Source organism: Sphingobium vermicomposti, from assembly GCF_011762025.1.
In the GTDB taxonomy this organism is placed as follows: Bacteria; Pseudomonadota; Alphaproteobacteria; order Sphingomonadales; family Sphingomonadaceae; genus Sphingobium; species Sphingobium vermicomposti.
The window spans coordinates 297,421-323,693 of sequence record NZ_JAASQR010000004.1; the positions used below are offsets into that span (position 1 = coordinate 297,421).

Here is a 26,273-nt window from a genome sequence, read left to right on the forward strand (position 1 = left end):
ACTCACTTGCAATATCATTTTCTCGTGCTAGGTGCGTCGTCGTTCGGGGCGACCGCGCCCCACCAGTTGCCATAAGGGGGCCACACAGATGATGAAGACCAGATTGAAGCTGCTGTTGAGCGCCACGCTGATCGTGACGCCCGTCTGTGCCAGGGCGCAGGAGGAAGCGGCAGCGCCGGAAACGACGCGCATGGCGCTCGACCGGATGATCATTTCCGCTGGCACTGAAAAGGTGGCGCTCGACACGCCGCAGGCCGTGAGCAGCCTGGACCAGGAGGATATCGACCAGACCCAGGCAACGACGATCGGCGACCTGATCGAAGGGCTGCCGGGCGTCAATGTCCAGGGCGGCGTGGGGCAGTTAGGCCAGGGGTTCAACATTCGCGGCATGGGCACGGCAATCGGTGACAGCGACAACCGCATCCTGCTGACCGTCGATGGCGTCACGAAATTCTACGAACAATATCGCATGGGCGCACTGTTCAGCGAGCCGGAACTTTACAAGCGGGTGGAGGTGCTGCGCGGTCCCGCTTCGTCCACCCTATACGGCGCGGGCGCGCTGGCGGGCGTGATCAATTTCACGACCAAGGATGCGTCCGATTTCCTGGATGCGGGCGACCCGTTGGCGGTGCGGTTGAAAGCAGCGACGGAAACCAATGCGCAGGCCCATACCCTGTCCGGCATTGTCGCCGTCCAGCCGGTTGACGGGGTCGAACTGCTGGGCAGCTATAATTACCGGCGCAGCGACGATTATAAGGACGGCAATGGCGATACGGTGGCCGCATCTGCCACCCTGTCCGATAGCTGGCTGGTCAAGGGACGCGTTGCGATTGGCGGCAACCGCAATCATGCGATCTGGGCGAGCTATCAGGACTGGATCAGCGATGCGCCCCAGGTGTACGACCAGATATCCGCCGCCACTGGCGCAGCGCTGATGCGCCGCCGGGTCCACGACAAGACCGCCGTCGTCGGTTATGTGAATGATTTTGACGGCAGCAAGATCTTCAACGTCGAAGCGCAGGCCGCTTATTCGCTATCAAAGGTGCGCCAGACTGAAACGCTCTTCCTGGGCCCGCTGGAATATTCCGAATTTTCTTATGAAAGCTGGCAGGCGAAGCTGCAAAATAGCAGCCGCTTCGACATGGGTGGCGACTGGACGACATTCCTGATCATGGGTGCTCAGTGGAGCAAGCAGGAACGCCGAAACCCGCGCGTGATGCCCGGCGGTGTGGTGACGCCGGGTGCGGGCACTCATCCCGAAGGCGACATGACCCGCTATGGCCTGTTCGGTCAGCTCGAAATCGTCTGGTCCGACAAGCTGACCATCATTCCGGGCGTCCGGGTCGATTGGAACGACCTGAAGCCGGGCGACACGGTCGTCGGCGGCACCACATTGACCCAACGGGTGAAGGACAGCGGCGTGTCACCCAAGATCGCCGCCCTGTATAATCTGACGCCCTGGCTGGGCCTGTTCGGATCGGCGGCGCGCACGGTGCGCATGCCCAATGTCGATGAAGTGTTTACCCGCAGCGCGACCCCCGCGCCGGGTCGCCCCAGCAATCCCAATTTGCGCCCTGAAAAATCGGACAATATCGAAGCTGGCTTCACCCTGTCCTTTGATGGAGTGCTGGGCCATGGCGACCGCTTCCGGGCCAAGACAACCCTGTTCCAGAATGACGTAAAGGACCTGATCATCCAAAGCGCGTCCGCGCCGGGCGTCCCCTATTTTCAGAATATCGGTCGGTCCCGGTTCAAGGGGCTGGAAGTAGAGGCGGAATATGGCATTGGCGGCTTCTTCGCGCGCGGCAACATGTCCTTCATCGACGGCAAGGACAGGCGGAACGGCGACTATCTGAACACCATTCCCGCCAATGATTATCGCCTGACGCTGGGCTATGCCGATGCATCAAGCGGCCTGTCGGGCGGCTGGACCGGGGAATTTGCGGAACGGCAGGATGATGTGACGACCGGGCCATTCTCTTCGGCTGGGTCGGGCATTCCGACGCCGGGCTACAGCGTCCACAACCTGTTCCTCGCCTTCAAACCGCAAAGCGGCGCGGCCAAGGGATTTGAGTTCCGCATCGCCGTCGATAACCTGTTCGACAAACAATATCGCCGCCATTTGTCTTCGCTCGCGGCGGAGGGGCAGAGCTTCAAGTTCACCGTGGCGAACAGCTTCTGAACATGATGATGCGGGCGGCTCTTCCCTTTCGCGTCAGCGCACCGGCAGCGGCGTCGCTGCTGGTGAACGGATTGCTGATCGCGGCGCTGTTGAACCTGGGGATGGGACATGTCAGCCGCAGGGCGCAAGCTCCTGCGCTGACCGTCCTGTCGCTGGCGCAGCTGAAGGGAACGGAGCGGGGGCAGGATGAGGCCGAGGCGGTATCGAAGAGCGAACCCGCCTCTGTCGATCCGCAGCCCCGTGCGACGCCGCCCGCACCGCAGCCGCAAGCGCCCGTGGCGCTTATCCCGCCACCAGTTGTAATGGTGCCATCCCCCATTGCGCTGCCTTTGCCTGTCCAGGCGGTAGCCCGTTCGAGCGGCGCTGCGACGCCTGCGGCCAATCCGGTCCGGCAAGGGGCTTCGGCGTCACCAGCTGCATCGTCGGCGCGGCGGGGAACTGCCGATGGCCTCGACGTGAACGCGCCTCCCGGCACAAGCCGCAGCTATGCGGCAAGGATCAGGTCGTGGCTCTACGCGCATAAGCTATATCCTCGCCGCGCCCGGATGCGGCGGGAGGAGGGGCGCGTGCAGGTCCGCTTTGTGCTGGACCGCGCGGGCATCCTGCTGGAAGGCGCAGTGGTCAAGGGGTCGGGCAATGCCGTCCTGGACGGGGAGGCGGAAGCGATGATGTGGCGCGCATCACCCTATCCGCGCGTTCCCGCCGAACTGCCCGGCGACCGCATTGAGTTCATCGCCCCTATCGAATTCATCCTCCCGGTCTGATCCGAACCTGCCACCACTCCCAGCGATGACGGACGCCAATGCCATCGGAACGCCGACGTGGATTGTACGTTTGGCGGTCTGATAGACAGGGAGTTTCCGTATGAACCGCATCACTTTCATGGTCCTCGCGACCGGACTGACATTGGCCGCCTGTAACGAAGCCAGCGAGCAACGGACCGAAAATGCAGCCGAATCGGTAGCCGCCACGGCAGAGGCGGCGGGCGACCGGGTCGAAAATGCGGCGGACAACGCCATCGCCGCGATCACGCCGACCCCTTCCGCACAGGAGTTTGTGAACAAGGCGGCGAAGAGCGACGCTTTTGAAATCGCCGCCGCGAAACTGGCGGCAACCAATGCCACCTCGGCGGAGGTTAAGGCTTTCGCCCAGCAGATGATCAAGGCGCACACCGATTCCAGCGCCAAGATCAAGGCGGCGGCGGGCAAGGCGAAGCCGGCCGTCACCATCGACGCCGCGTTGACATCCGACCAGAAGGAAGACCTTGCCGAGCTGAAAGCACTGACCGGCGCGAAGTTCGACGAGGAATATATCGACGGCCAGGTCGATGCACATGAGGATGCACTGGCGCTGATGCGTTCCTATGCTTCTGGCGGCACCGACAGCGCGTTGAAAACGGCGGCGGGCGAAATCGCATCCGTTGTCGAAGGCCATCTGAAGACGGCCCGCGATTTGGAAAAGAAGACAGACCGTTGATTGATAAAGGGGTGCGCGGCGCATCCAGCGACGGATGCACCGCGCACCTTCATATATGACGCCAATGTCGTGGGGTCCGGCTATCCGCCCCATGACATCTTAAGCGGCGGCGTCAGGCGGTGCCTCGCGCCTCCTGACGGGTTTTCCACAAGGACCAACCCACGCCGCCAGCGATCAGGGCGAAGGTCACGCCCAGGCTCCACACCGGCGGAAACTTGCCGCCGTCCATCAGGAAATCGGCCACGAAAATCTTCGCGCCAATATATACCAGGATCAGCGCCAGCGCATATTTGAGGTAATAGAAGCGATGCACCATCGCTGCCAAAGCGAAATAAAGCGCACGCAGGCCCAATATCGCCATGATGTTCGACGTATAAACGATGAACGTATCGGTCGTGATCGCAAAGATCGCGGGAACGCTATCCACGGCAAAGACCAAATCGGCGAAATTGATGACGATCAGCGCCAGCAACAACGGGGTCGCCGCTGTCGTCATTTTGCCCGTTACCGGGTGAGGCGTTTTCGCCAGGAAATGTTCGCCGTGAAGCTCCGGCGTCACCCGGACATGCCGGGAGATGAAGCGGAGAACGGGATTGTTGCCGATGTCCATCGGCTTGTCGGCCGTGAACAACATCTTTACGCCGGTAAAGATCAGGAAAACGGCGAAGAGGTACAGCACCCAATAGGCTTCATGCAGCAAGACCGCGCCACCGCCGATCATCAGGCCACGCAGCACGATGACACCAACGATGCCCCACAACAGCGCCCGATACTGATAGCGCGGGGGAATAGCGAAATAGGTGAAGATCAGGCTGATGACGAAGACATTGTCGATCGACAGCGCCTTTTCGATGAAATAGCCCGTAAAATATTCCATCCCCGGTTCAGGACCGCGCGCGAACCATATCCATGCCCCGAACAGCATGGCGACACCGATATAAAAAACGGAAAGCTTCAGGCTTTCGGCGATGCCAATTTCCCGATCCTCCTTATGCAGGAAGCCCAGGTCAAAGGCAGTTAACGCAACGACGATCGTCAGGAAAGCCAGCCAGAACCAGGCAGGCGTCCCAAGCCAGTCGGCGAATAGAAATTCCATGCAACAACGCTCCTCTACAGCCATGCCGATCAGGAGATACGGTGCGATGGAAAAGAGCGAGCAGCCCGTCTATCGCATCGGATCATCCGATGCGGTCCGACATCACGCGCGCACCCCGGTTGGAGCGGCGCGCCAGAGGGGCCCGGTCCGCAAGGACAGATCATAATGTGTGAGGGCGCGCGGCTCAAGGCCGTTCAGGCCATATAGTTGGCCGACACGGTCGAATTGATGCCTTTTTTCATTCCCGTAGCGCGATCATCGATGATAGGACCGCCACGCGACATGTATGATTTGCCGCCCTGCCGACCTCGCACGGGCGCGCCTGGCCTGGCGGCAATCCGATCCTAACGGGCGTCATGACGGAGGATGAATTGCGGCAGCCGATAGCGATCAGAGGATGGATAGCTGTGACCTTGCTGGTGCTGGCAGGGTGTGCCACCACATCGCCCCATGCGGTGCAGCCCTTGCAGCCGGGGTCGCGCTATGTCGCCTTGGGCAGTTCCTATGCAGCCGGAGCGGGCATCGGGCCGATCGTCCCTGGGACGCCCCAGCGCTGTGGTCAGACTGTCAACAACTATCCGCGCCTGTTGGCTCAGCGTTTGGGCCTTGAGCTTACGGACGCCAGCTGTGGCGGTGCGACGAGCGCCAACATCCTGGGTTCATGGGGCGAATTGCCGCCCCAGATCGCGGCGGTCGCGCCCGATACACGGCTGGTGACGGTGACCATCGGCGGTAACGACGTGGGTTATGTCCGCGATCTTTTCCGGGCAATGTGTCGCGGCGCGCGCTGCCCGGCGGCACCGCCGGTTACTGACGCCGGTTGGGCGACGCTGGAGCGTAACATGCGCCAGATCGCCCGCGAGGTCCATAAACGCGCGCCCCGCGCCAAGCTGGTCTTTGTCGATTATCTGCGCATCATCCCCGACGGCACCCCCTGCGCCGCCGTTCCGCTGACCTCGGAACAAGCCGCGCATTCGCGCGCGATATTTCGTCGTCTGGCGTCGGTGACGGCGCGCGTCGCGAAGGAGGAAGGCGCGATGCTATTGCCGGCAGGAGAGCTATCCAAGGCCCATGACGGTTGCTCCAGCGAACCTTGGGCACAGGCATCTCCCGCAAAAGCGGCACCCTGGCATCCGACGGCTGCGGGGCATGCCGGGATCGCCGATGCTCTCGCCGCGCAGCTCGCCCCACGTTAGGGCGCGTGATTTCCCTTCACCTCGCTCGATTTTCTTGTGGAGCGTTTCCTGACGCTTCAGACGCTGGAGGCAGCCACCACGATCACCTATTGGCAATCGCCATGGTTGAACGATGAAAAGGGTTGAAGATCGCACGCTCATCTGCTGAGCGAGTATCAACGGCGAAGGCAGCGAGTGTGACTCATGAACATGCTGCTGAACGCCAGAATAGCTTTGGAAGGATGGACATGGGACGTTTGCAGGGAAAAGTGGCGCTGATCACTGGCGGTGCGCGGGGCATGGGAGCGGCCACTTCACGGCTGTTCGCGCAGGAAGGCGCGATCGTGGTGATCGCCGACATGCTGGACGCAGAAGGCAAAGCGCTGGCCGATGAGTTGGGCGGCGGCGCGAGTTTCGTGCGGCTCGACGTAGCGGATGAAGCAGGCTGGGCCGCGCTCACAGCAGATATCCTTCAACGTCATGGCCGGATCGACGCGCTGGTCAACAATGCCGGTGTGCTGAGCTTTGGTGAGTTGGTGGCGGCGGACGTATCCGAGTTCGACCGGGTTTATGCGGTGAATGTGAAGGGGCCGTTCCTGGGCATGAAGCATGTCGGCGGCGCAATGCGTGCGGCAGGACGCGGGTCCATCGTCAACATCGCGTCCATCGACGGCTTTCGCGGGGCGAACTCGTTGGGCATTTATTCGTCCAGCAAATGGGCAGTGCGCGGCATGACGAAGACGGCGTCGCTTGAACTGGGGCCCCATGGCGTGCGCGTCAATTCCGTGCATCCGGGCGGCGTTCATACGCCCATGGTCAACCCGGAGGCGAACCGCAGCCTGGACGAATTGAATCACGGCCATCGTCGCGTACCGTTGCAGCGTATCGGTGAGCCGGAAGAGATTGCCGCCGCAAGCCTGTTCCTGTGTTCCGATGAAGCGTCCTACATCAGCGGAGCGGAACTGGCCGTCGATGGCGGCTGGGCTGCGGGCTATTATCACGAAGGTATGCCGGGCGCGCCCGCATCCCTGTAGGCGGCGGACTGACCTCGGATCGCTGCGATAGTTATTCGCCGAACGTGCCGACATAAGGCTCCCCGGATGGCCCGCTTTGCCATCCGGGAGGCCTTGGCAGCGTGATTAGCGCGTGTAAAAACTGGCTTTCGCTAGGAGGCACTCATGAACAGCAATCGACTAACGGGCCGTCGCATCATCGTGTTCGGTTGCGCCACGGGCATCGGCGCGGCCACCGTCAAGCGCCTTGCCCAGGAAGGTGCACGGGTCTGCGCAGCTGACATCAATATCGATGGCGCGACACAGGTGGCGGCGGAAGCTGGTGGCGAAACTTTTGCGGTTCATGTCGACATTGCCGACGAGGGCTCAGTGCAAAAGGCCGTCGAAGCGGCGGTCGAGCGTCTGGGCGGGCTGGACGGTGCGCATATCAACGCCGCCGACCTGCGCGTCATCATGGAGGATAGCGATGCCCTGACCGTCGATCTGGCTGTGTTCGATCGTACTGTCGCCGTCAATCTGCGTGGCCATTTGTTGTGCACGCGGGCGGTGTTGCCGCATTTAACCATGAATGAAACATCGGCTATCGTCTACACCAGTTCGGGGTCGGCCCATGGCGCGGAGCCGGTGCGTCCGAGCTATGCGATGACCAAGGCTGGCGTGAATGCGTTGATGCGCCATGTCGCCTCACGGTGGGGCAGGGAGGGTGTTACCGCCAATGTCCTGGCACCTGGCTTCACCATTACGGGCGAGATGAAGAAGTTCATGGACGCGGACCCCGGCGTGGCCAAGCAGTGGGAAGAGCAGTTCATGACGGAAACGCCGCACACGCGGCTGGGGCAGTCGGAGGATCATGCCGCCGTCGTCGCGCTGCTGCTGTCGGACGACGGGCGCTGGATCAACGGGTCCATCGTCGACGTCAACGGCGGTTCGCTGATGCGCGGCTAAGCTAATTGCAGCGCGCGCGGACGTGATACATGCTGGCCGGACCCCGCGGGCCCGGCCAGTCGGTTAGAGCATTTTCAGTCAGACGGGATCAGCCCGCCGCCGCGCCAAAGACTTGCGCGAAGAAGGGGTTGCGCGCGGCTTCTGCTTCATAGGTTGCGGAATCGACCATGGTGGTCGGGCACCAGTGGCCGCCCTTCAGATAAAGGCGCGGCGTCATCGTGAAGCGATGTCCGGCCGCCGATTGCCATTCGACTGGCGCATCGGGACCGTCGAAACTGGTCGCCAGACATTGTCCGCCGCGATATTCCGCCGCGGCTTTCAGGTCGTCGATCCGCCAGTCGTCCGGCGCGCGGCTTTCGTCATAGCCGTGGTTCAGCAGCGTCGGTTCGCGCGATGGCTGAGCGAAGACGAAGTTGTCCCAGTCACGCGGGATCGCTTCCCACGCAGCGCGCGATCCGAAATAATCCTTGATATGGGTTTCGTCATTATTGGCGAACCAGTGAAGCGTGCCGCCCGGTCCTTCGGCCAGTTTCTGAATGCGCTTGCTGACGGCGCCGGGCATATATTTCGACACGGCGCGCACGATCCACGGCATGTGGCGCGGCGCTTCCTTGAAATAATCGTAAACCGACTGTTCGCGGAACGGCACCAGTTCTTCCAGCCGGTCGGAATCGGCATACCATTGACCGTGAAAGTTGCGGGTCGCGAACCAGTGGGGTTTCAGCGCCTTTTGATAATTGGGCATCGATTGCGCCATGAATTCATGGTTCACGACGCGCGACGTTTCCCCGCCGCCGATATTGTAGAAGCCGCGCCACAGTTCAGCAGGAATATGGTCGCCGCACATCGCCGCCATCAACCGTCCACTGTCGTTCGCGGTGGACCATTCAAAGACGCCATTGAGGGAGTTGTGGAACATGATCGGATCAAAAATCTTCCACATGTCATAATGCGCCATGCCGCTTTGGCGCAGCGATACCCAATGGGTGATGCCGCTCTGCGCCACAATGGCTTCGGCCTGCGTTTTGGTCACGGCATAATGATCATGAGCGCTGATCTTGATCGGGTCGCCGGTGCGGCCCCAATGTACCGGCGCGTTCCGGCTGCCGGTTTCAGCGACCGTGCCGATATAGACAAGGCGGGTGCGCTGTGGGTCGGCGACCGCATGGATCGCGTCAACGATGTTGCGGGTGCCGCCAACATTGACCTTCGTCACCAGTTCGGGCGGCAGTCGGTCCGCCAGGGGCGAAACCAGAGCGCCGACATGCAGGACGACGTCAGCATCCTTTATCCCTTCGCGGATGGCGGCGACATCGTTAAGGTCGCCCCAGACGATATCCGCCAATCCCTTCTGGATGATTTCGCGGACGACCGGATGCGATTTTTCCTCAGGGCGGATCAGCACGCGGAGCCGTAGCGTATCGCTCTTTGCGGCAATGCGTTTCACGGCTTCCCGGCCCATATTGCCGGATGCGCCCGTCAGGAAAATCGTCTTACGGCTGTCGGTCATTATCGGTTTCCCCCAATTTGGCGGTCTATTCGCACGTTATCGTTTGTATAACAAGAACAGCGGCGAGATGTTTGGCGTATGAAAGAGCGCATGGTCGATCCGACCCGTCACCCCAGGGGCTTGCCAGCCATGGCCAGCGAAGTTAGTGCAGTCTCACTAATTAGGGAGAGGCGCGATGCCGCAGCCGAACAGGCGCACGCAAGATGCGCAGCATTGCCAGCCGGGCGTCAAAGCGCCGGTGTCGCCGCGCAGCGGAGCCACGCGCGCCAAGCTGATAGCGGTCGCTGAACGCCTGTTCGCGGAACAGGGCGTCCAATCTGTGTCCCTTAATGAAGTCAACAAGGCGGCGCAGCAACGGCACGGCAGCGCTTGCCAATATCATTTTGGCAACAAGGATGGGTTGATCCAGGCGATCCTGGACAAGCATGTTCCCGCCATCGCCCAGCAGCGCGACAGGCTGTTCGATGAGATGGCAGCGGACGGCGGCGTGCCGCCAATCGAACATGTGGTGGCCGCTTTCGCAAGGCCGGTGGCCGCCAAGCTGCTGGACGCGGACGGAGGCAAGGAGTTCGTTCGCCTTAATGCCCAACTGGTCGCGGCCCACACGCTTGCACTGCGTGGAGGAGACGCTGTTCCCTTTTCTGCCCCATTTACAGAAAGGCTCCGGCGCATATTATATCTGGCGCTGGAGCGGCGGGGGATACCGGGCCATGTCGCGGACCGCCGCCTGGTCATCGCCAGCGTGATGCTATTTCATGGCCTGGCCGACTATTCCCATGTGCTGGAGGGTTCCGGCGCGCTGGATGAAGCCAATATTCGCATGTTTACGGACGATCTGGAGGCGATGATGGTGGCTGCGTTGGTGGCGTCGCCTGGCAAGCGGGAAGATGACGATGCCTGACGACATTTCAATCGACGATCTGTTCGATCCCCAGCTGACGCAGGCGCAGGTGGCGGCGCTCGCTTATGGTGATGCTCATCCGGTTTCCCTGACGGAAGGCGCGGTGCTCAACGCCGCGCGCGAGTGGACAGGCCTTGCCGATTTTGGGCCGGACGACTTTCGCGAGCGGCTGAACCTGTTGCTGGACGAATGGGATGCGGACGCAAACCTTACCAACTTATCGCGCGCCAACCTTTATAATTACACCGTCCGCTACGCCTCCAACCGGCTGCTGATCCAGAATACGCTAAAAAATGATCCGTCGATCCATGATGAGGTGATCGACCGGCCGATCATCATCGCGGGTCTGCCCCGGTCGGGGACGACCCACCTCGTCAACCTGATCGCGGCCGATCCGCGCCTTCAGTCGCTGCCTCTGTGGGAAAGCTATGAGCCGGTGCCACTGCCCGGTGAGCAAGCGCTGCCGGGCGGCATGGACCCCCGTTATCAGCGCTGCGCCGATGCATGGGCGGGCATGCAGACGGTAACGCCGTTGCTGGCCACCATGCACCCGATGAACCCGGACCATATCCATGAGGAACTGGAGCTGATGGGACCGGACTTTGCATCCTATAATTTCGAATGGCTGTCCTTCGTGCCGGGGTGGCGGGACCATTATTACACCACCGACCAGACGCCGCATTATGACTATATGAAGACCGTTCTGAAGCTGTTGCAGCGGCGTCATGGCGCCAGGCGGTGGGTGCTGAAATGCCCGCAGCATCTGGAGCAGCTGCCGGTTCTGAAGACGGTGTTCCCCGACGCATTCGTCGCCATCACCCATCGCGATCCGGTTGCGGTGATCCAGTCGGCGGTAACGATGCAGGCCTATACCGCGCGGATCAATCGCAAGCATTTCGATGCCACGACGCTCATCACCTACTGGTCCGACCGGGTTGAACATCTGCTGCGCGCCTGCATGAACGATCGGCATGTCTGGCCGGCGGAACAGAGCCTGGACGTGCCGTTCCACCAGTTCATGGCTGACGACCTTGCCACGGCGGAACGGATTTTGGCCAAGGCTGGATTGCCGATGACCGACCAGTCGCGCCAGTCGGTCGCCGACTATGTCGCGGGTCATCCCAGGGGGAAGGAAGGGCGGATGATCTATCATCTGGAGCGTGATTTCGGGGTCAATCCCGATGCTCTGCGCGAACGCTTTGCCTTCTATTTCGACGCGTTCCCGGTGAAGGCGGAAATCAAATGAGCGCCGGGACAATGCCGGGCCGCCCGGTTGAACGGAGGATGCGGCGATGACGATGATGCAAGTTGCACGGGTTCATGGGCCTGATGACGTCCGCCTGGATGACGTGGCGGTTCCCGATCCCGGCCCCAATGACGTGGTCGTGCGGGTCGAAGCGTGCGGGATCTGCGGGAGCGACCTGGGCTATATCGCGCTGGGTGGGACGGGCGCGCCCCTGTCCGAACCGATGCCCATCGGCCATGAATTTGCCGGGATCGTGGAGCGGGTCGGGAGGGATGTTCGGGACATCCAGCCGGGCCTGCGGGTTGCGGTAAACCCGGATGACCGGAACATCGGCAATGGTGGACCCGAAGGCGCGATGGCCCCTTTTATCCTGATTCCCGACGCGAAGATCGGTTCGTCCCTCTATCCGGTGCCCGCGCACGTCGCGCCGGAACTGGTTGCGCTGGCGGAGCCTTTGTCGGTCGCGCTGCACGGCATCAACCTGGTCGATGTAAAGCCGGACGACAAGGTTGCCGTGATCGGCGCCGGTCCAATTGGCCTGTGCGCGGTCGTCATGCTTCGTCACCGGGGCGTCCGCAATATCGCAATCATCGACCGGGAGGATAGCCGATTGGCGCGCGCGCGGGCGCTGGGCGCGGAAATGACGATCAATATTTCCAGGGAATCGATGACGGAAATGCTGGCGCAGGCGCATGGCGAAGGGACGCGCCTGGGCCATCGCCATGTCGGCACCGATGTGTTCATCGATGCGGCAGGCGCGCCGTCGGCATTGACTGAAGTCATCGCGGTAGCGCAGTTTCGCACCAGAATTTCCGTGATCGCGCTTTACAAAAAGCCCTGCGCTGTCGACCTGTTCAAGATGATGATGAATGAGATCATGCTGATCGGGTCGGTCGCGCTTGGGCGTCACGCGGAATTTGGCGAGGCGATCGACATGATCGTTGCGGGCGACATCGATCTTGATCCCATGATCAGCCATCGCATCCCGTTCGGGCAATTTAATGAGGCGCTCGACACCGCGCGGGACGCGGCGAAATCAGCGAAGGTCATATTGGAGTTCGCCTGACCGGCGCAGTTTGAAGAACAGGCCCGCAGAAGGCCCTGACGACACGAATATATCGCGCCGCCCACCATCGCGGGCGGACAGGGAGAGTTTATGACGTTACCCGTTTATGATTATTCCGGTGCTCACATTCTCGTCACGGGCGGGACCAGCGGCATAGGCGCGGCGACGGCGGCGGCCTATCGCGATGCGGGCGCGGATGTGACCATCACCGGCACGCGGGGCAGTGCCGATGAATATGACGCCGACCTGTCGGGCTATCGCTATTTTCAGCTGGATGTCGAGGATGGCGCGAACATCGACGAAGTGGCCGCCGCTCTCCCCCGGCTGGACATATTGGTCAACAATGCCGGGATCGCGCTTCCCAGCCAGGGGCTGGACGAATGGGAACCTGAAATATTCGACCGGGCAGTGAATATGCTGCTCAATTCGGCGTTTCGCATGGCGCGCCGGACCGTCGACCTGTTGGCTGACAGCAAGCTGGCGGGCGGCGGGTCGGTGATCGGCATCGGGTCGATGAGCAGCTTTTTCGGCATTGGCCTGGTCCCCGGTTATGGGGCGGCGAAGACGGGACTGGTCGGGTTGACCCGGACCATGGCGGTGCAATGGGGCGCGCGTGGTGTTCGCGCCAATGCGGTGGCGGCTGGATTGACGCTGAGCGGCATGACCGCCGGGACGTTCGGGCAGGCGGAATGGATCGAGCCGACGCTTGCCCGCACGCCGCTTGGGCGGCTGGGCGATCCGGGGGACATCGCCAACGCGATCCTGTTCCTGACGAGCCCTGCTGCAAGCTGGATTACTGGACAGACGCTATATGTCGACGGCGGCTATACGGTTTCGGGTTAGGGCCGGGGCGTCCGGTTGCGACCATATATACTTACGCTATGACCAGGCCGCGATCACGCGGCGAGAGGGAGTAATCTTTAGTGACTGACGCTTCTCTTCATCGGCCATATCCAGCGTCTGCGGTGCAGGCGTGGGATTATGAAACTGACGTCGCCGTCGTCGGCTTTGGCGCGGCGGGGGCCTGTGCGGCCATTGAGGCAGCCTTGGCCGGTGGGCGTGTCATGCTGTTCGAACGCGGATCGGGAAGCGGCGGGGCATCCGCGCTGTCCGGTGGCGAAATCTATATCGGCGGCAGTGGCGGCACCGATGCCCAGCGCGCGGCGGGGTTTGAGGACAGCACGCAGGATATGGCCGCTTATCTGAAGGCGGCGGGCGGCCCCTGCGCCGACGAAGCGAAGTGCGACCTTTATGCGCGGGATTCGCTGGCCCATTATGGCTGGCTGAAGGAACAGGGCATTCCGTACCGAGGCAATTTTCTGCCCGGCAAGCATATCGAGCCGGTCGATGATTCCACCCTGATCTGGTCGGGCAGCGAGGCGGCCTGGCCGTTTTGCGACCTGGCCAAGCCTGCGCCGCGCGGCCATGTCATCCAGCATGTGGGCTGGGGCGGCGGGCGTCCGCTGGTCGACCTGCTGGAAAGCCGCGCCCGTAACCTGGGCGTGCAGGTCGTATCCGACGCGCGCGCCGTCGCGCTGGTGCAGGATGATGACCAGCGGGTGGTCGGCGTGGTCGTGCGCATCGACAATGTAAACCGCTTTGTCAGGGCGGCGAAGGGCGTGGTGCTGTGCACCGGCGGCTTTGTCTTCAACGAAGCGATGCGGCAGCGTTATTGCCCGGAAACCTTCCGCATCAACAGCCCGATCGGCGATCAGGATGACGGGTCGGGCATCGAACTGGGCGTGGGAGCAGGCGGCGATGCCATCCACATGGAACAATTTTTCACCACCTGTCCGTGGACCATGCCCGAACCGCAGGCCAATGGCGTGTTCGTCAATCAGGCGGGCCAGCGGTTCATCAACGAGGATTGCTATCATGGCCGGGTGAGCCGCGCCGCCATCGATCAACTGGGCGACCGGGTCTATTTGCTGCTGGACATCGCCCATTTCGACCAGCCGCTGGAAATGGCGGGCATCACCATCGCCGGGACGGGCGAGACTTGGGAAGAGGTGGAGGCCGAACTGGAAATGGCGCCCGGCACATTGTCGGCGACCATGGCCTTCTACAACACGCACGCGAAAGAAGGGCGCGACCCTCTGTTCCATAAGAAGCCGCCGATCCTGACGCCGCTGGATCAGGGGCCGTTTGTTGCGCTGGAGCTGAATTTCCACAGCAGCTATTTCAGCTTTTTCACGCTGGGCGGGCTGCGCACGTCGGTGGACGGCGAAGTGCTGGACCGTGCCGGTGCGCCGGTCCCCGGCCTGTTCGCGGCGGGGCGTTGCACGTCGGGCCTGCCCGCTTGGGGGCATGGCTATAGCTCTGGTCTTAGCCTGGCGGACTGCACCTTCTTTGGCAGGCGTGCAGGGCGCAAGGCCGCCAGCGCCTGATATAAGCGAAGGGAGGGCGCGGCAGGGCGACGGCTATCGAGTTGGAGCCTGCCCGCTACTTTCCCGCTTCACCAGCTCAAAGACGAAGGACGGCGCATCCGCCAGCCCTTCGACCAGGGAATTGACCACGGCGCGTCCCATTTCCTCCAGCGGCTGCCGGACGGTGGTCAGCGGCGGCCAGGTCGTCAGGCTGCCGCGCGTGTCGTCAAAGCCGACCACCGACAGGTCATCGGGCAAGCGCAGGCCCCGGCGGTGAGCGAGTGTCAGGACGCCCAACGCCATGTCATCATTGGTCGCGAATATGGCGGTGGGTGGCTGGGGGAGGGACAAGAGCCTCTCTCCTTCGCTGATGCCGGACGCGAAGTTGAAGCCGCCTTCGACAAACATCTGTTCATCGATGCTGATCCCGGCGGCGGCCAGTCCGTCGCGAAAGCCGTCCACCCGGCGCTGGGCCGCGCGATGGCTGGCCGGCGGGCAGATGACGCCGATCCGACGATGGCCGAGCGCGATGAGGTGGTCGGCTACCATCCGTCCGGCGGAGCGTTCGGGCGTGGGGATGTTGAAGCTTTCCGACATGACCGATCCCGCGATACGAGCGCAGGGAACCTTCAGTTCGACCAGACGCCGCAGGATTTGGGGGTCATCCGACAGCGGGGGTGCCAGGAACACGCCGTCGGGCCGCAGCGCCGCGACCAGCCGGTCCAGCACCTCGAACCGTTCGTCGCCCGTCAGGGAAATCGGTTCGACCACGAGGTGATAGCCCAGTTCCCGGCAGCGGTTCGCCGCGCCTACCTGAATGCCGCTATTATATCCAGGTGCCGGATTGTTATACAGGAAGGCGATCAGAAAAGACCGTCCGCCCGCCAGACGGCGAGCGGACTGGTTGGGGCGGTAATCCAGCTTCTTGATCGCGTCTGCCACGCGGTCTCGCAAGTCGCTGCTGACATTCGGGGCATTGTTGACAACGCGAGACACGGTTTTGATGGATACGCCCGCCATCGCGGCGACGTCACGGATGCTGGACATGATGCGGACAGTTCAGCGTAGCAAGGTGGAGGCAGGAGATGTCATCGCGGCGTAACCCTTGTCACCCGCCGTCGAATATGCGCGCGCGTCATGCACCGGCGATTCCATTTGCCACCATGTCGAAAAGCCTCTTGAACAATCTTGCGCACCATTATAGAGCGGCAGGACAACGTTGTCATCCCTTTCGGGATTCAGGCAATGTTTTCCCGGGCAATGATGGGCGACTGCACGCGCCTGCATTGCCCGGGTTACACCCCTCCCAAAAAAATCTGATCGCAGCGCTGGTCCGGGCGTCCGGTGGCATGTCATAATATTTGACTTTGAAAACCACTCGCAATAGCCGGGTCTGGCGGATCGATTGCCCGCGCGTTGAGGGGGAAGGTTCATGCTGACGATCATTTCGGACCTGCTCGATACCCGCCAGATTCACGATGTCCGGGCGCTGATCGACGCCGCCCAATGGGTGGATGGCAATGTCACATCCGGTCATCAATCCGCGCTGGCCAAGAATAACCTGCAATTACCGGAGGACGCACCGGAATCCCGTCAGGCCGGGCAGATCATTCTGGAAGCATTGGGCCGCAATCCGCTGTTCATCGCGGCGGCGCTGCCGCTCAAGATATTCCCGCCCTTGTTCAACAGCTATGCAGGTGGGCAGGGCTTTGGCGTTCATGTCGACAGCGCCGTGCGTATCCAGGCAGGCAGCGGCTTTCGCGTGCGGTCCGACCTGTCGATAACGATGTTTCTGGAAGACCCCGATAGCTATGCCGGGGGCGAACTTACGGTCGAAACGCAATTCGGGGCGCAGCAGGTGAAACTGCCTGCGGGCCATGCGGTGTTGTATCCGTCATCGTCGTTGCACCGGGTCAACCCCGTGACGAGCGGTCGCCGGGTGGCCAGCTTTTTCTGGTTGCAGTCCATGGTTCGCGACGACAGCGCGCGGCAGACCTTGTTCGACCTGGACAGCAGCATTCAGGCGCTGGCGACGGCGGTCGGTCAGGATAATGCGGAAATCATCCGGCTGACCGGCGTCTATCATAACCTGCTGCGCCGCTGGGCCGACGCCTGAGGCACAGCGTTACCTGTCCGCGCCGTCAGTCCTGCGCAATGATAAGATCAATCCCCGCCTGACGGACCATGTCGGCTGCCTCCGCGCTGATGCCGGTGTCAGTGATCAGCGTGTCCACCTCATCCAACCTGCACACGATCGCGCCGGAGGACGAGCCGAATTTTGAGCTGTCGACCATCAATATGACCTGTTCCGCCCGGTCGATCAGCCTGCGTTCCGCCGCAACCAGGATGACGTCCTGCTGCATCACACCGCGCGGACCCACGGCTGCTGCACCCATGAACAGTTTGGGCGCGTGGAAATGCGGCATGCTGTCTTCACCCGCCGGGGCAAGGATGATGTTCTGTTCCCGAAACAGCGTGCCTGATGGCAGCAGGATGCGCGTTCCCGCCTGGGGCAGCAGGGCGTTGACGATGTGCAGCGAATTGGTGAGCACCTGAAGGTTCAGGCCCTCCAGGCACGGACACATTTGCAATGTGGTCGTGCCGCCATCGACCATGATGCCTTCACCCGGCCCGCACAAAGCGGCGGCAGCACGACCGATGGCCTGTTTCTGCACCAGATTTTCACTGATGGACTGGTCGAAGGGCCTGCCCGACAAATGGATCGGCGGTTCCGCCGGGGTGACGGTAGTGGATGCCGCTACCTTGGCCCCGCCATGCACACGCACGATATGGCCATGTTCTTCCAGACGTGTGAGATCGCGGCGGATGGTGGCGGGCGATGCGTCCAGCTGCGCTTCCAGATCGCGATAGGAAATGAACCCGCTGAGCCGCAGCGCGTCTAGAATCAGGCTTTCGCGTTCCGCTGCATGCATCTCGTCCGTTTCATCCTTCGCTTGTGCGCCGACGAAGGGGCACCCCTTCGTCGGCGACGCTTATGCACAGGCGGCGAGACGAAATCCATCGCTGGCTAGCGGATAGGCAATGGATTTCGCACCTATTTCTTCAATGTGCCGCCTGCACCCCCAACATGTTGCCCGCGCCGATCACGACCGTGGAGCCGACCAGCAGGCCAATGCCGGTCCAGACTGTGCGCCGCGTGCTCTTGCTCGCGCCCTTCCATTCCCGCAGCGCAAAGCCCCACAGGGTCGAAAAGAGAATGATCGACGCCATGTGCAGCGTCCAGGATGAGAAGCCGTAACGCCCCATCTGGCTTTCGCCCATCGTGTAGAAGAAGAACTGGAAGTACCAGAGGGTCCCGCCCAGCGCCGCGAGCAGATAGTTGGTGAGCAACGGCGCGCGCCCGCCCCGTTCGGGATCGGATGGCGTACCCAGGAACTGCCCAGCGCTTTTGTTCTTCGCGATGAGATAGCTGCACCACAGGGCGTTGGTGGTGAGACCCCCGGCCAGCACGACGCACAGGACCGGCAAGCCCTGGCTCAGCGGGTCGGTCCCGGCGGCCAGCGTCAGGTCGCGAATCGGCTGCCCCGCGTCCAGGCCCCAGGCAAAGCAACCCGACATCACGCCCGAAAAGATGGCGATCAATATGCCCTTTCTCAGGTCGAACTCAGCAACGCCTTCCGACTTCGCTCCGGCCAGGTCCCGCTCCTTCGCCTTGCCCGCGCGGGCGACCACGACGATCCCGCACAAGGTGATGACGATGCCGACCAGCGTGATCTGACCACTGACGGTCGATGCAATCTCACCCATCGTGCCGCGAAAGATTGGCGGTCCGAGCGTTCCGATCACGGTCGTCAGGCCCAGCGCCACTGCCATGCCCAGCGACAGGCCCAGATAGCGCATCGTCAGCCCGAAGGTCAGGCCACCAAAGCCCCACATCGAACCCCAGAACCAGCACCAGAATAATGTTTCGCGCGGCGTCGCGGACAGGACACCCAAAAGGTCGCGGGTCTGAAGCGAGGCAAAGAGCCAGGGCGCGATTGCCCAGGAAAACAGGCCGCCAGCCAGCCAGAAAATTTCCCACGACCAGCGGTTTATCCGCTTGTAGGGGACGTAAAAGCTGGCCGAGGCGAAACCGCCCAGCCAGTGAAAGATGACGCCCAGCGCCGGATTTCCGCCCATCAGATCCTGTCCTTCTATTGTCTTTTAATTCAGCTTTCGGCCAGCGCGAGCCGGTTGATTTCGTCGATGGATTTCATGCCCGTCAGCGTCATTGCCACGCGCATTTCCGCTTCGATCATGGCCAGCATCTGTTCGATGCCGACCTGCCCCTTGGCGGCGAGGGCGAAGGCCCAGGCCCGGCCCAGCAACACGCCTTTCGCTCCCAGCGCGAGCATGCGGACGACGTCGAGACCCGAACGGACCCCGCCGTCGGCCAGCACGGTCAGCCGGTCACCCACTGCATCGGCGATGGGTGGCAGGGCGCGGGCGGTGGAAAGGACGCCGTCCAGCTGCCGTCCGCCATGGTTGGATACGATGATGCCATCAGCGCCGATGGCCGCCGCTTCCTTCGCGTCCTCCGGGTCCAGCAGGCCCTTGATGATCAACGGGCCTTTCCATTCCGACCGGATGAAATCCAGGTCCCGCCAGTTGATCGAATTGTCGAAATTATCCCGCATCCAGGCAAAGAAATCCTCGATTCCGGTCTTGCCCTTCAGCACGGGCGCAACATTGCCCAAGGCATGGGGGCGACCGCGAACGCCGACGTCCCATGCCCAGCCCGGCTTCATCGCGCTCTGGATCGTCCGTCGCAGCGCGCCCTTGAACCCTGCCGCGCCCGCAAGGCCGGAATGATAGTCGCGATAGCGGCTGCCCGGCACCGGCATGTCCACGGTAAAGACCAGGGCAGAACATTTCGCCTCTACCGCCTGCGCCATAAGGTCGCGCATGAATGCGCGGTCGCGGATCATGTAGAGCTGGAACCAGAAGGGTTGGGAGGCGGCGGCGGCGACTTCCGACAGGGCGCAGGCGGACACGGTCGACAGGGTGAAGGGGATGCCAGCCTTGTCCGCCGCGCGCACCGCTTGGCACTCACCGCGCCGGGCGTTCATTCCGGCCAGGCCGATGGGCGCGAGCGCCACCGGCATCGCCAGCTTTTGCCCGAACAAATTGGTCGTCAGGTCCAGGCTGGACATGTCGCGCAGCACGCGCTGCCGTAGGGCGATAGCCTCCAGATCCGCGACATTGCGGCGCAGGGTCACTTCGGCATAGGAGCCGCCGTCAATATATTCGAACAGGAAATGCGGCAGCCGTCGGCGCGCCAGTTCGCGAAAGTCACTGACCGATGCGGCGATCATGCAGTCATCTCCATTTCAGCGCGCCAGCGGGCGCGATAGGCCAGGAGGTCGCCGGATAGCGGTTCCACCTGGCGTAGCGACCCGTTGGGCTTGAGCGCGGGATCGATGAGGCGCAGCGCGCCGAATGAGACATCATTATGAGCGTTGGCGGTATAGACCTGCGTGTCCGGCCGCAACGCCGCAAGCGCGCGCACGAACACTTCGGCTTCGGCGAACCGTCCTTCGACCAGCAGCCGCTGCTCCGCGCCGATGAGGTCCAGCGAACAGTCGGCAACCAGCGCAGCGTAGAGGCAGGCGGCGGCGCGGCGCGCATACCAGTCTTCGGGCCGGTTGACCCAGCGGCAGGTGAGGTCCGGGAAAGGGCCGAAGCCGGGGGCCAGCGTTGGCAGGATCAGGACCGGGTCCGCCAGCAATTGATCGACGGCGGCCAGCAGGGCGGGCTGATCGGGTTTGATGTCCACCCGTCGCGTGTCGATCTCGATCAACGTCTCGATCTCACGCCCGCCCATAAAGCGGGCCGATGGGACGGGCTTTCCATAGGCATCGACATTGACCAGGCAGTCACGCGATTCGGGCAGCGATCCTGTATCCACTGGTTGCGCGGGCAGGCGCATGGCGATGAACCAGGTGCCGGTCGACAGCACGGTGGCTTCGTTGCGGGCGATTTCCGAAAAGCCGCGGGCGGCCAGCAGCGCCGCGTTGGAATCGTGAAGACCGGCCAGAACCCTGACTGTCTGCGGCAGGCCGGTGCGGGCGGCGACTTCGGCGGAAATCGTGCCGACCGTGTCGCCAGCGCCCACCACCGGCGCGAACCGTTCCGCCCAGCCCAGCTGCACCGCCATGGGCGAAAAATCGCCGCTGGCCGGTGCCCATACATCGCTGTGGCAGCCAAGGCTGGTCACTTCGCTGACCGCGCGACCTGTCAGGAACCAGGCCCAATATTGCGCCCAGGGCAGCAAGGTGGCGCTGTCCATGGCATCGGGATAGAGTTGATCCATCCACCAAAGCTGGCTGCCGAAATTCAGGCCGTCGGGCAGCGCGGGCGATCCGGTAATGGCGAAGGTGTCGCGTTGCTTGCGATAGGCAGCCATTACCGCCGACGGCAAAGGCTGCTCATAATCAAAGGGTGCGAAGGCGAGCGTGCCCGGCGAGTCATCGCCATGGCCGGCAAGCGCAGCGACGGCAGCGCCGTGGCCGACCGGAATGATCGCTTCGATCGGCTGATCGGCGTGGCGGGCAAGCATGTCCAGCACCCAGTCGCCGATGCCGTCAGCGTCCAGGCGACGGATTCCATCCACGGTGCACACGCTATTGCGGCGAGTCTGCCGGTCCAGCATATGGCCGTCACGCGACCAGAGGCTGACCTTGCTCAGCGTCTTGCCCATGTCGATGACGATGAAGGCACCCGAATCCAACTGCATCTCTCCAAATCACGCTTATTGAAAACGATCATTATCAATCGCGATTGATCATTTCCAGCAAAAATGATAGCTAGAACGCACGCTGCACATCGCATTTCAGTTGAAGGTACATCATGAACGCTCCGACCAACGCTGCAGATTCCGCCATTTCCTTTGCCGTTCCCACCAGCCGCTGGGACGATTCGGCCGCCGCGTCGATGAGCCCTGCGGAACTGCTGCTATATCGGTCCAACCTGCTGGGTTCCGACCTGACCGTCACCAATTTCGGCGGCGGCAACACATCGGCCAAGATTCTGGAAATCGATCCGCTGACCGGCGAAAAGGTCGAGGTGTTGTGGGTCAAGGGTTCGGGCGGTGACATCGGATCGATGAAGCTGGACGGTTTTGCGACGCTTTACCAGGACAAGTTGCTCAGCCTGGAAGATCATTATGGCGGTGAGCAGGACGACGACAAGATGGTCGGATATCTGCCGCACTGCACCTTCAACCTGAATGGCCGCGCCGCTTCGATCGACACGCCGCTGCATTCGCTGCTGCCCTTCGCCCATGTCGACCATGTCCACCCCGACGCGATCATCGCGCTGGCCGCGTCGTCAGGCGGGGAACAGGCGACCAAGGAGATTTGGGGCGGCAAGATCGGCTGGCTGGGCTGGAAGCGTCCGGGCTATACGCTGGGCGTGCAGCTGCGCGATTATGTGAAGGCAAACCCCGGCCTGGAAGGCGTGATGCTGGCGGGTCACGGCATCATCTGCTGGGCCGATACGGCGAAAAGCTGCTATGAACATACCGTTCGGCTGATCGCTGACGCGGCGAGCCACCTCAATGCGAAGCTGGCGGGCAAGCCTGCCTTTGGCGGTCGCAAGGTCGCGCCAAACCCGGATCGCGCCGCCATCGCTGCTGACCTCATGCCCCGTTTGCGCGGTTTCATGACGGGCGCGCGTGCCAAGCTGGGCCATTTTTCCGATGATGCCGAAGCGCTGGAGTTTGTCGGGTCAGTCGATTTCGATCGGCTGGCCGCGCTCGGCACATCCTGCCCCGATCACTTTTTGCGCACCAAGATCGCGCCGCTGACGCTGGACCCGGAGCGGCTGCAGGACGACGCCTATCTGGCGGAAAAGATCGAGGATTATCGCAAGCTTTACGGCGCTTATTATGAACGGTGCAAGCGCGCGAACTCGCCCGCGATGCGCGATTCCAATCCGGTCGTCGTGCTGGTGCCGGGCGTGGGTCGCTTCACCTTCGCGACCGACAAGACGACGGCGCGCCTTGCCGGTGAATTTTACGGCAATGCCATCAACGTGATGCGCGGGTCCGAAGCGATCGGCGACTATATCGCGCTGGACGAGCAGGAAGCGTTCGACATCGAATATTGGCTGCTGGAGGAAGCAAAGCTTCAGCGCATGCCCAGCCCCAAGCCGTTGGTCGGCAAGATCGCGCTGGTCACCGGCGGCGCTGGCGGCATCGGCGCGGCAACGGCTGCTCGCCTGATGGCGGACGGTGCCTGCGTGATGCTGGCCGACCGCGACGCCGATGCTGTGGAAAATGTCCGTGCCGGTTTCGCCAAGCAGTTCGGCAGGGATGTCGTCCGCGCAGCCGTGGTTGACGTCACCGACGAAGCGCAGGTGCAATCGGCCTTCGACGCCTGCGCGCGTGAGTTTGGCGGGCTGGACATATTGGTCGCCAATGCGGGCATCGCTTCGTCCGCGCCGATCGAGGAAACCACCGTCGCCCTGTGGCGCAAAAATTATGACGTTCTGGCGGAAGGCTATTTTCTGACCGCGCGGGCTGCTTTCCCGTTGATGAAGCGGATGAAGGACCAGGGCGGTGCGTCCATCGTCTTCATCGGGTCGAAAAATGGCGTTGCTGCGGCAACCAACGCATCGGCTTATGCTTCGGCCAAGGCTGCGGCCAATCACCTGGCCCGCTGCCTGGCGCTGGAAGGCGCGCCGTCGGGCATCCGCGTGAACGTCGTCAACCCCGACGCCGTCATCAAGGGGTCTAAGATTTGGGACGGTGACTGGCGCAAGGAACGCGCGGGCGCACATGGCATCGATTCGGGCCGCGAACTGGAAGAACATTATCGCCAGCGGTCCATGCTGAAGCGCGACGTGCTGCCATCGGATATTGCGGAAGCCGTCTATTTCCTGGCGTCGGATATGTCGGCAAAATCGACCGGCAACATGATCAACGTTGACGCGGGGAACGCCCAGGCCTTCACTCGCTAATCACCACAGGAGAGGATGATGGCGATCATGAAAATGTTGGACAGGCGGACCGGATGGATGCTGGCGGCAGTGGCGATGGCCCAATCGGGCGTCGCTGCTGCGGAAGCCGCCAAGGTCAAGGCGGCTGTTTCCGAAATTCTGCCAGTGAGCATGGCCGAGCCGGGCGCGATTCCGCTGTACCCGCAGGTCCGGGGCAAGAAGGCCAAGGCTGCGGAGGCCGAGAACTGGACCGTGGTGCGGGGCGAGGGCCGATCCGTGCGCAACGTCACGGTCCCGACGCTGACGCCTTTCCTGCCGGAAGCGGGCAAGGCTAACGGCGCTGCCGTGGTGGTCGCGCCGGGCGGAGGCTTCATGGCGCTGTCCATGGACCATGAAGGCTATAAGGTCGCCCGGCAGCTTGCCGATCGTGGCATTGCGGCTTTTGTCCTGAAATACCGCCTGATCCCCACCCCCGCCGACCAGCAGGAAGCAAACCGCGCGATCATCGCAAGGCTCGGCGCAGCTTTTCGCGGCGGACCGGACGTGCCAAAACTGGAAAAGCCCGAAGCAACGGAAGATGCGATTACCGCATTGCGGATGGTTAGGGCGGACGCGGCGAAATGGGGCGTCGACCCTGCGCGCGTCGGCATGATCGGCTTTTCCGCAGGCGCGATAACGGCGCTTAATACCGTCCTTCAGGCTCCGGCGGATCAGCGCCCGGCCTTTTTCGGTTATGTCTATGGTCCCCAGACCGCCGTGGCAGTCCCGGCGGATGCGCCGCCCATGTTCGACGCCATCGCCATGGACGACCAGCTGTTTAAGACCATGGGCTTTCCCATCGTCGAAGCCTGGCACAAGGCGAAGCGCAAGGTGGAAATCCACGGCTATCAAAAGGGCTATCACGGGTTCGGCCTTGGCCGTCCCGGCACTACCACAACGCTGCTGATGGATGAATTCCATGCATGGCTGGCCATGCAGGGCTTCCTCGGAAGCCAGACCAAGAAGTGAGATGATCATGACCACGAACCTCCCCCTTTCCGACGATCTGATTGCCCAGGCCAATGCACGGGAAACCGCGGCGTTGGAGGAAGATTACGCGGCGCTAGGGCGTCAGCTTGAACGGCGCGGCATCGACATCGATGCGATCAAGGGCCGCGTCGCGGGCTTTTCCGTTGCCGTGCCCAGCTGGGGGGCGGGCCGTGGCGGCACCCGTTTCGCCAAATTCCCGATCGCGGGCGAACCGACCACCATCTACGAAAAGCTGCAGGATTGCGCCGTCATCAACCAGCTGTCGCGCGTGACCCCGCGCGTGTCGCCGCATTTCCCGTGGGACAAGGTGTCCGATTACGCGGCGCTGCGGGAAGAAGCGGCGAGCCTTGGCCTGGGATTCGACGCGGTCAATTCCAATACGTTTCAGGATCAGAAGGATCAGGCGCACAGCTACGCTACCGGATCACTGTCCTCCACCGTCGCCGAAACCCGCGCTCAGGCAGTCGAACATAACATCGAATGTATCGAAATCGGCAAGCAGCTGGGATCGACCGACCTGACCGTATGGGTCGGTGACGGCACCAATTTCCCCGGCCAGCAGGACCTTGCCCGCAGCCTTGACCGCTATCTGGAAGCGGCGGCGCAGGTTTATGCCGCGCTGCCCGACGATTGGCGCATGCTGTTGGAACATAAGATGTTCGAGCCTGCCTTCTATTCGTCCGTCATTTCCGACTGGGGTTCGTCGATCCTTGCGGCGCAGGAACTGGGCCCCAAGGCAAAGTGCCTGGTTGATCTGGGCCATCATGCCCCCAACACCAATATCGAACAGATTGTGGCCCGCCTGCATCGTTTCGACAAGCTGGGTGGTTTCCACTTCAACGACAGCAAATATGGCGACGACGACCTGGATTCAGGTTCGATCAACCCGCACCAGCTGTTCCTGATCTTCAACGAACTGGTCGAAGCGGAACTGAATCCCCGCGACGGCTTCAATCCCAGCTATATGATCGACCAGTCGCACAATGTGACCGATCCGATCGAATCCATGCTGTCGTCCGCCGAAGCGATCACGTCCTGCTTTGCCAAGGCGTTGCTGGTCGACCGTCAGGCGCTGCACGGGGCGCAGGAATCCAATGACACGATGATGGCGTTCCAGGCGTTGCGCCGTGCCTATAATGTGGACGTCGCCCCGATATTGGCGATGGCCCGCATGGAATCGGGCGGCGCGATCGACGTGCTGTCCACCTATCGCCAGAGCAAGTGGCGTGAGCGCAAGGCACAGGAACGCAAGCCGGTCGGACTGGGCGCTGGCATCGTCTAAGGCGCGACAGGGTCCCGGTCCCTCAGGAGGAGGGAACCGAGACCCT

The 26,273-nt window shown here is 62.4% G+C and carries 22 protein-coding genes; 15 read left to right on the forward strand and 7 right to left on the reverse strand.

Going from position 1 to position 26,273, the window contains the following annotated elements; translation table 11 throughout:
* Positions 1-88: 88 nt before the first annotated feature.
* The 3 genes from FHS54_RS14740 to FHS54_RS14750 all read left to right on the forward strand — a co-directional run bounded on the left by FHS54_RS14740 (position 89) and on the right by FHS54_RS14750 (position 3,658).
* A complete protein-coding gene (locus FHS54_RS14740; protein WP_167304913.1) occupies positions 89-2,182 on the forward strand; it encodes a TonB-dependent receptor domain-containing protein in 2,094 nt (697 codons plus the stop codon).
* Positions 2,183-2,184: 2 nt separating this feature from the next.
* Entirely contained in the window at positions 2,185-2,946 is a 762-nt protein-coding gene (locus tag FHS54_RS14745) for an energy transducer TonB (protein WP_243855787.1), read from the forward strand.
* A gap of 100 nt (positions 2,947-3,046) precedes the next feature.
* Positions 3,047-3,658 carry a DUF4142 domain-containing protein gene (locus FHS54_RS14750; RefSeq protein ID WP_167304914.1) on the forward strand — a complete coding sequence of 204 codons (612 nt, stop codon included), beginning with the start codon at positions 3,047-3,049 and terminating at the stop codon, positions 3,656-3,658.
* Between the two features lie 112 nt (positions 3,659-3,770).
* Here the strand turns inward: FHS54_RS14750 and FHS54_RS14755 are convergent, their stop codons facing one another.
* The gene (locus FHS54_RS14755) at positions 3,771-4,754 is read right to left on the reverse strand and encodes a TerC family protein (protein WP_167304915.1); all 984 of its coding nucleotides are present in this window, start codon (positions 4,752-4,754) and stop codon (positions 3,771-3,773) included.
* A 407-nt stretch (positions 4,755-5,161) separates the two neighbouring features.
* On the opposite strand from FHS54_RS14755, the gene FHS54_RS14760 reads away from it, so the two are divergent.
* The 3 genes from FHS54_RS14760 to FHS54_RS14770 all read left to right on the forward strand — a co-directional run bounded on the left by FHS54_RS14760 (position 5,162) and on the right by FHS54_RS14770 (position 7,887).
* Entirely contained in the window at positions 5,162-5,950 is a 789-nt protein-coding gene (locus FHS54_RS14760; RefSeq protein ID WP_167304916.1) for a GDSL-type esterase/lipase family protein, read from the forward strand.
* A gap of 176 nt (positions 5,951-6,126) precedes the next feature.
* Positions 6,127-6,963 carry an SDR family NAD(P)-dependent oxidoreductase gene (locus FHS54_RS14765; protein WP_341785982.1) on the forward strand — a complete coding sequence of 279 codons (837 nt, stop codon included), beginning with the start codon at positions 6,127-6,129 and terminating at the stop codon, positions 6,961-6,963.
* Positions 6,964-7,107: 144 nt separating this feature from the next.
* A complete protein-coding gene (locus tag FHS54_RS14770) occupies positions 7,108-7,887 on the forward strand; it encodes an SDR family NAD(P)-dependent oxidoreductase (protein WP_167304917.1) in 780 nt (259 codons plus the stop codon).
* An 88-nt stretch (positions 7,888-7,975) separates the two neighbouring features.
* Here FHS54_RS14770 and FHS54_RS14775 read toward each other — a convergent pair whose 3' ends face one another.
* Complete coding sequence (locus FHS54_RS14775; RefSeq protein WP_167304918.1) at positions 7,976-9,397, reverse strand: NAD-dependent epimerase/dehydratase family protein; 1,422 nt, start codon at positions 9,395-9,397, stop codon at positions 7,976-7,978.
* 175 nt (positions 9,398-9,572) lie between these two features.
* On the opposite strand from FHS54_RS14775, the gene FHS54_RS14780 reads away from it, so the two are divergent.
* The 5 genes from FHS54_RS14780 (at position 9,573) to FHS54_RS14800 (ending at position 14,997) form a co-directional block, all read left to right on the forward strand.
* Positions 9,573-10,298: a TetR/AcrR family transcriptional regulator gene (locus tag FHS54_RS14780; RefSeq protein WP_167304919.1), complete on the forward strand. Its 726-nt coding sequence runs from the start codon at positions 9,573-9,575 to the stop codon at positions 10,296-10,298.
* The gene (locus FHS54_RS14785; protein ID WP_243855788.1) at positions 10,285-11,544 is read left to right on the forward strand and encodes a sulfotransferase family protein; all 1,260 of its coding nucleotides are present in this window, start codon (positions 10,285-10,287) and stop codon (positions 11,542-11,544) included. Before FHS54_RS14780 ends, FHS54_RS14785 begins: the two co-directional genes overlap by 14 nt.
* A gap of 46 nt (positions 11,545-11,590) precedes the next feature.
* Complete coding sequence (locus FHS54_RS14790; RefSeq protein ID WP_243855789.1) at positions 11,591-12,610, forward strand: zinc-dependent alcohol dehydrogenase; 1,020 nt, start codon at positions 11,591-11,593, stop codon at positions 12,608-12,610.
* Between the two features lie 90 nt (positions 12,611-12,700).
* On the forward strand, positions 12,701-13,453 hold the full coding sequence (locus FHS54_RS14795; protein WP_167304920.1) for an SDR family NAD(P)-dependent oxidoreductase: 753 nt from the start codon (positions 12,701-12,703) through the stop codon (positions 13,451-13,453).
* Between the two features lie 80 nt (positions 13,454-13,533).
* On the forward strand, positions 13,534-14,997 hold the full coding sequence (locus tag FHS54_RS14800; RefSeq protein WP_167304921.1) for an FAD-binding protein: 1,464 nt from the start codon (positions 13,534-13,536) through the stop codon (positions 14,995-14,997).
* Between the two features lie 33 nt (positions 14,998-15,030).
* Here the strand turns inward: FHS54_RS14800 and FHS54_RS14805 are convergent, their stop codons facing one another.
* Positions 15,031-16,023 carry a LacI family DNA-binding transcriptional regulator gene (locus FHS54_RS14805; protein ID WP_167304922.1) on the reverse strand — a complete coding sequence of 331 codons (993 nt, stop codon included), beginning with the start codon at positions 16,021-16,023 and terminating at the stop codon, positions 15,031-15,033.
* 385 nt (positions 16,024-16,408) lie between these two features.
* Here FHS54_RS14805 and FHS54_RS14810 point away from each other — a divergent pair, with 385 nt between their 5' ends.
* Positions 16,409-17,092 carry a Fe2+-dependent dioxygenase gene (locus FHS54_RS14810; RefSeq protein WP_167304923.1) on the forward strand — a complete coding sequence of 228 codons (684 nt, stop codon included), beginning with the start codon at positions 16,409-16,411 and terminating at the stop codon, positions 17,090-17,092.
* 25 nt (positions 17,093-17,117) lie between these two features.
* On the opposite strand, the gene FHS54_RS14815 is transcribed toward FHS54_RS14810, so the two are convergent.
* The 4 genes from FHS54_RS14815 to FHS54_RS14830 all read right to left on the reverse strand — a co-directional run bounded on the left by FHS54_RS14815 (position 17,118) and on the right by FHS54_RS14830 (position 21,712).
* Positions 17,118-17,909 carry a DeoR/GlpR family DNA-binding transcription regulator gene (locus FHS54_RS14815; RefSeq protein ID WP_167304924.1) on the reverse strand — a complete coding sequence of 264 codons (792 nt, stop codon included), beginning with the start codon at positions 17,907-17,909 and terminating at the stop codon, positions 17,118-17,120.
* A 130-nt stretch (positions 17,910-18,039) separates the two neighbouring features.
* A complete protein-coding gene (gene rhaT / locus FHS54_RS14820; protein WP_167304925.1) occupies positions 18,040-19,116 on the reverse strand; it encodes an L-rhamnose/proton symporter RhaT in 1,077 nt (358 codons plus the stop codon).
* A 29-nt stretch (positions 19,117-19,145) separates the two neighbouring features.
* A complete protein-coding gene (lldD, locus tag FHS54_RS14825; protein ID WP_167304926.1) occupies positions 19,146-20,291 on the reverse strand; it encodes an FMN-dependent L-lactate dehydrogenase LldD in 1,146 nt (381 codons plus the stop codon).
* A complete protein-coding gene (locus tag FHS54_RS14830) occupies positions 20,288-21,712 on the reverse strand; it encodes an FGGY-family carbohydrate kinase (protein ID WP_167304927.1) in 1,425 nt (474 codons plus the stop codon). Before FHS54_RS14830 ends, lldD begins: the two co-directional genes overlap by 4 nt.
* A 113-nt stretch (positions 21,713-21,825) precedes the next feature.
* Here FHS54_RS14830 and FHS54_RS14835 point away from each other — a divergent pair, with 113 nt between their 5' ends.
* From FHS54_RS14835 to rhaI, 3 genes are read left to right on the forward strand one after another with little or no spacing between them, the layout of a single operon-like run.
* Positions 21,826-23,937, forward strand: a complete 2,112-nt coding sequence (locus tag FHS54_RS14835; RefSeq protein ID WP_167304928.1) for a bifunctional rhamnulose-1-phosphate aldolase/short-chain dehydrogenase — start codon at positions 21,826-21,828, stop codon at positions 23,935-23,937.
* 27 nt (positions 23,938-23,964) lie between these two features.
* Entirely contained in the window at positions 23,965-24,924 is a 960-nt protein-coding gene (locus tag FHS54_RS14840; protein WP_243855790.1) for an alpha/beta hydrolase, read from the forward strand.
* A gap of 7 nt (positions 24,925-24,931) precedes the next feature.
* Positions 24,932-26,227, forward strand: a complete 1,296-nt coding sequence (gene rhaI / locus FHS54_RS14845; RefSeq protein ID WP_167304929.1) for an L-rhamnose catabolism isomerase — start codon at positions 24,932-24,934, stop codon at positions 26,225-26,227.
* The last annotated feature ends 46 nt before the right edge of the window (positions 26,228-26,273 follow it).

Coding starts and splice junctions, on each gene's coding strand:
- FHS54_RS14740 (WP_167304913.1), top strand. CDS start 89: ATGATGAAGACCAGATTGAAGCTGCTGTTGAGCGCCACGCTGATCGTG.
- FHS54_RS14745 (WP_243855787.1), top strand. CDS start 2,185: ATGATGATGCGGGCGGCTCTTCCCTTTCGCGTCAGCGCACCGGCAGCG.
- FHS54_RS14750 (WP_167304914.1), top strand. CDS start 3,047: ATGAACCGCATCACTTTCATGGTCCTCGCGACCGGACTGACATTGGCC.
- FHS54_RS14755 (WP_167304915.1), bottom strand. CDS start 4,754: ATGGAATTTCTATTCGCCGACTGGCTTGGGACGCCTGCCTGGTTCTGG.
- FHS54_RS14770 (WP_167304917.1), top strand. CDS start 7,108: ATGAACAGCAATCGACTAACGGGCCGTCGCATCATCGTGTTCGGTTGC.
- FHS54_RS14775 (WP_167304918.1), bottom strand. CDS start 9,397: ATGACCGACAGCCGTAAGACGATTTTCCTGACGGGCGCATCCGGCAAT.
- FHS54_RS14780 (WP_167304919.1), top strand. CDS start 9,573: ATGCCGCAGCCGAACAGGCGCACGCAAGATGCGCAGCATTGCCAGCCG.
- FHS54_RS14785 (WP_243855788.1), top strand. CDS start 10,285: ATGACGATGCCTGACGACATTTCAATCGACGATCTGTTCGATCCCCAG.
- FHS54_RS14790 (WP_243855789.1), top strand. CDS start 11,591: ATGACGATGATGCAAGTTGCACGGGTTCATGGGCCTGATGACGTCCGC.
- FHS54_RS14795 (WP_167304920.1), top strand. CDS start 12,701: ATGACGTTACCCGTTTATGATTATTCCGGTGCTCACATTCTCGTCACG.
- FHS54_RS14805 (WP_167304922.1), bottom strand. CDS start 16,023: ATGTCCAGCATCCGTGACGTCGCCGCGATGGCGGGCGTATCCATCAAA.
- FHS54_RS14810 (WP_167304923.1), top strand. CDS start 16,409: ATGCTGACGATCATTTCGGACCTGCTCGATACCCGCCAGATTCACGAT.
- FHS54_RS14815 (WP_167304924.1), bottom strand. CDS start 17,909: ATGCATGCAGCGGAACGCGAAAGCCTGATTCTAGACGCGCTGCGGCTC.
- rhaT (WP_167304925.1), bottom strand. CDS start 19,116: ATGGGCGGAAATCCGGCGCTGGGCGTCATCTTTCACTGGCTGGGCGGT.
- lldD (WP_167304926.1), bottom strand. CDS start 20,291: ATGATCGCCGCATCGGTCAGTGACTTTCGCGAACTGGCGCGCCGACGG.
- FHS54_RS14830 (WP_167304927.1), bottom strand. CDS start 21,712: ATGCAGTTGGATTCGGGTGCCTTCATCGTCATCGACATGGGCAAGACG.
- FHS54_RS14835 (WP_167304928.1), top strand. CDS start 21,826: ATGAACGCTCCGACCAACGCTGCAGATTCCGCCATTTCCTTTGCCGTT.
- FHS54_RS14840 (WP_243855790.1), top strand. CDS start 23,965: ATGAAAATGTTGGACAGGCGGACCGGATGGATGCTGGCGGCAGTGGCG.
- rhaI (WP_167304929.1), top strand. CDS start 24,932: ATGACCACGAACCTCCCCCTTTCCGACGATCTGATTGCCCAGGCCAAT.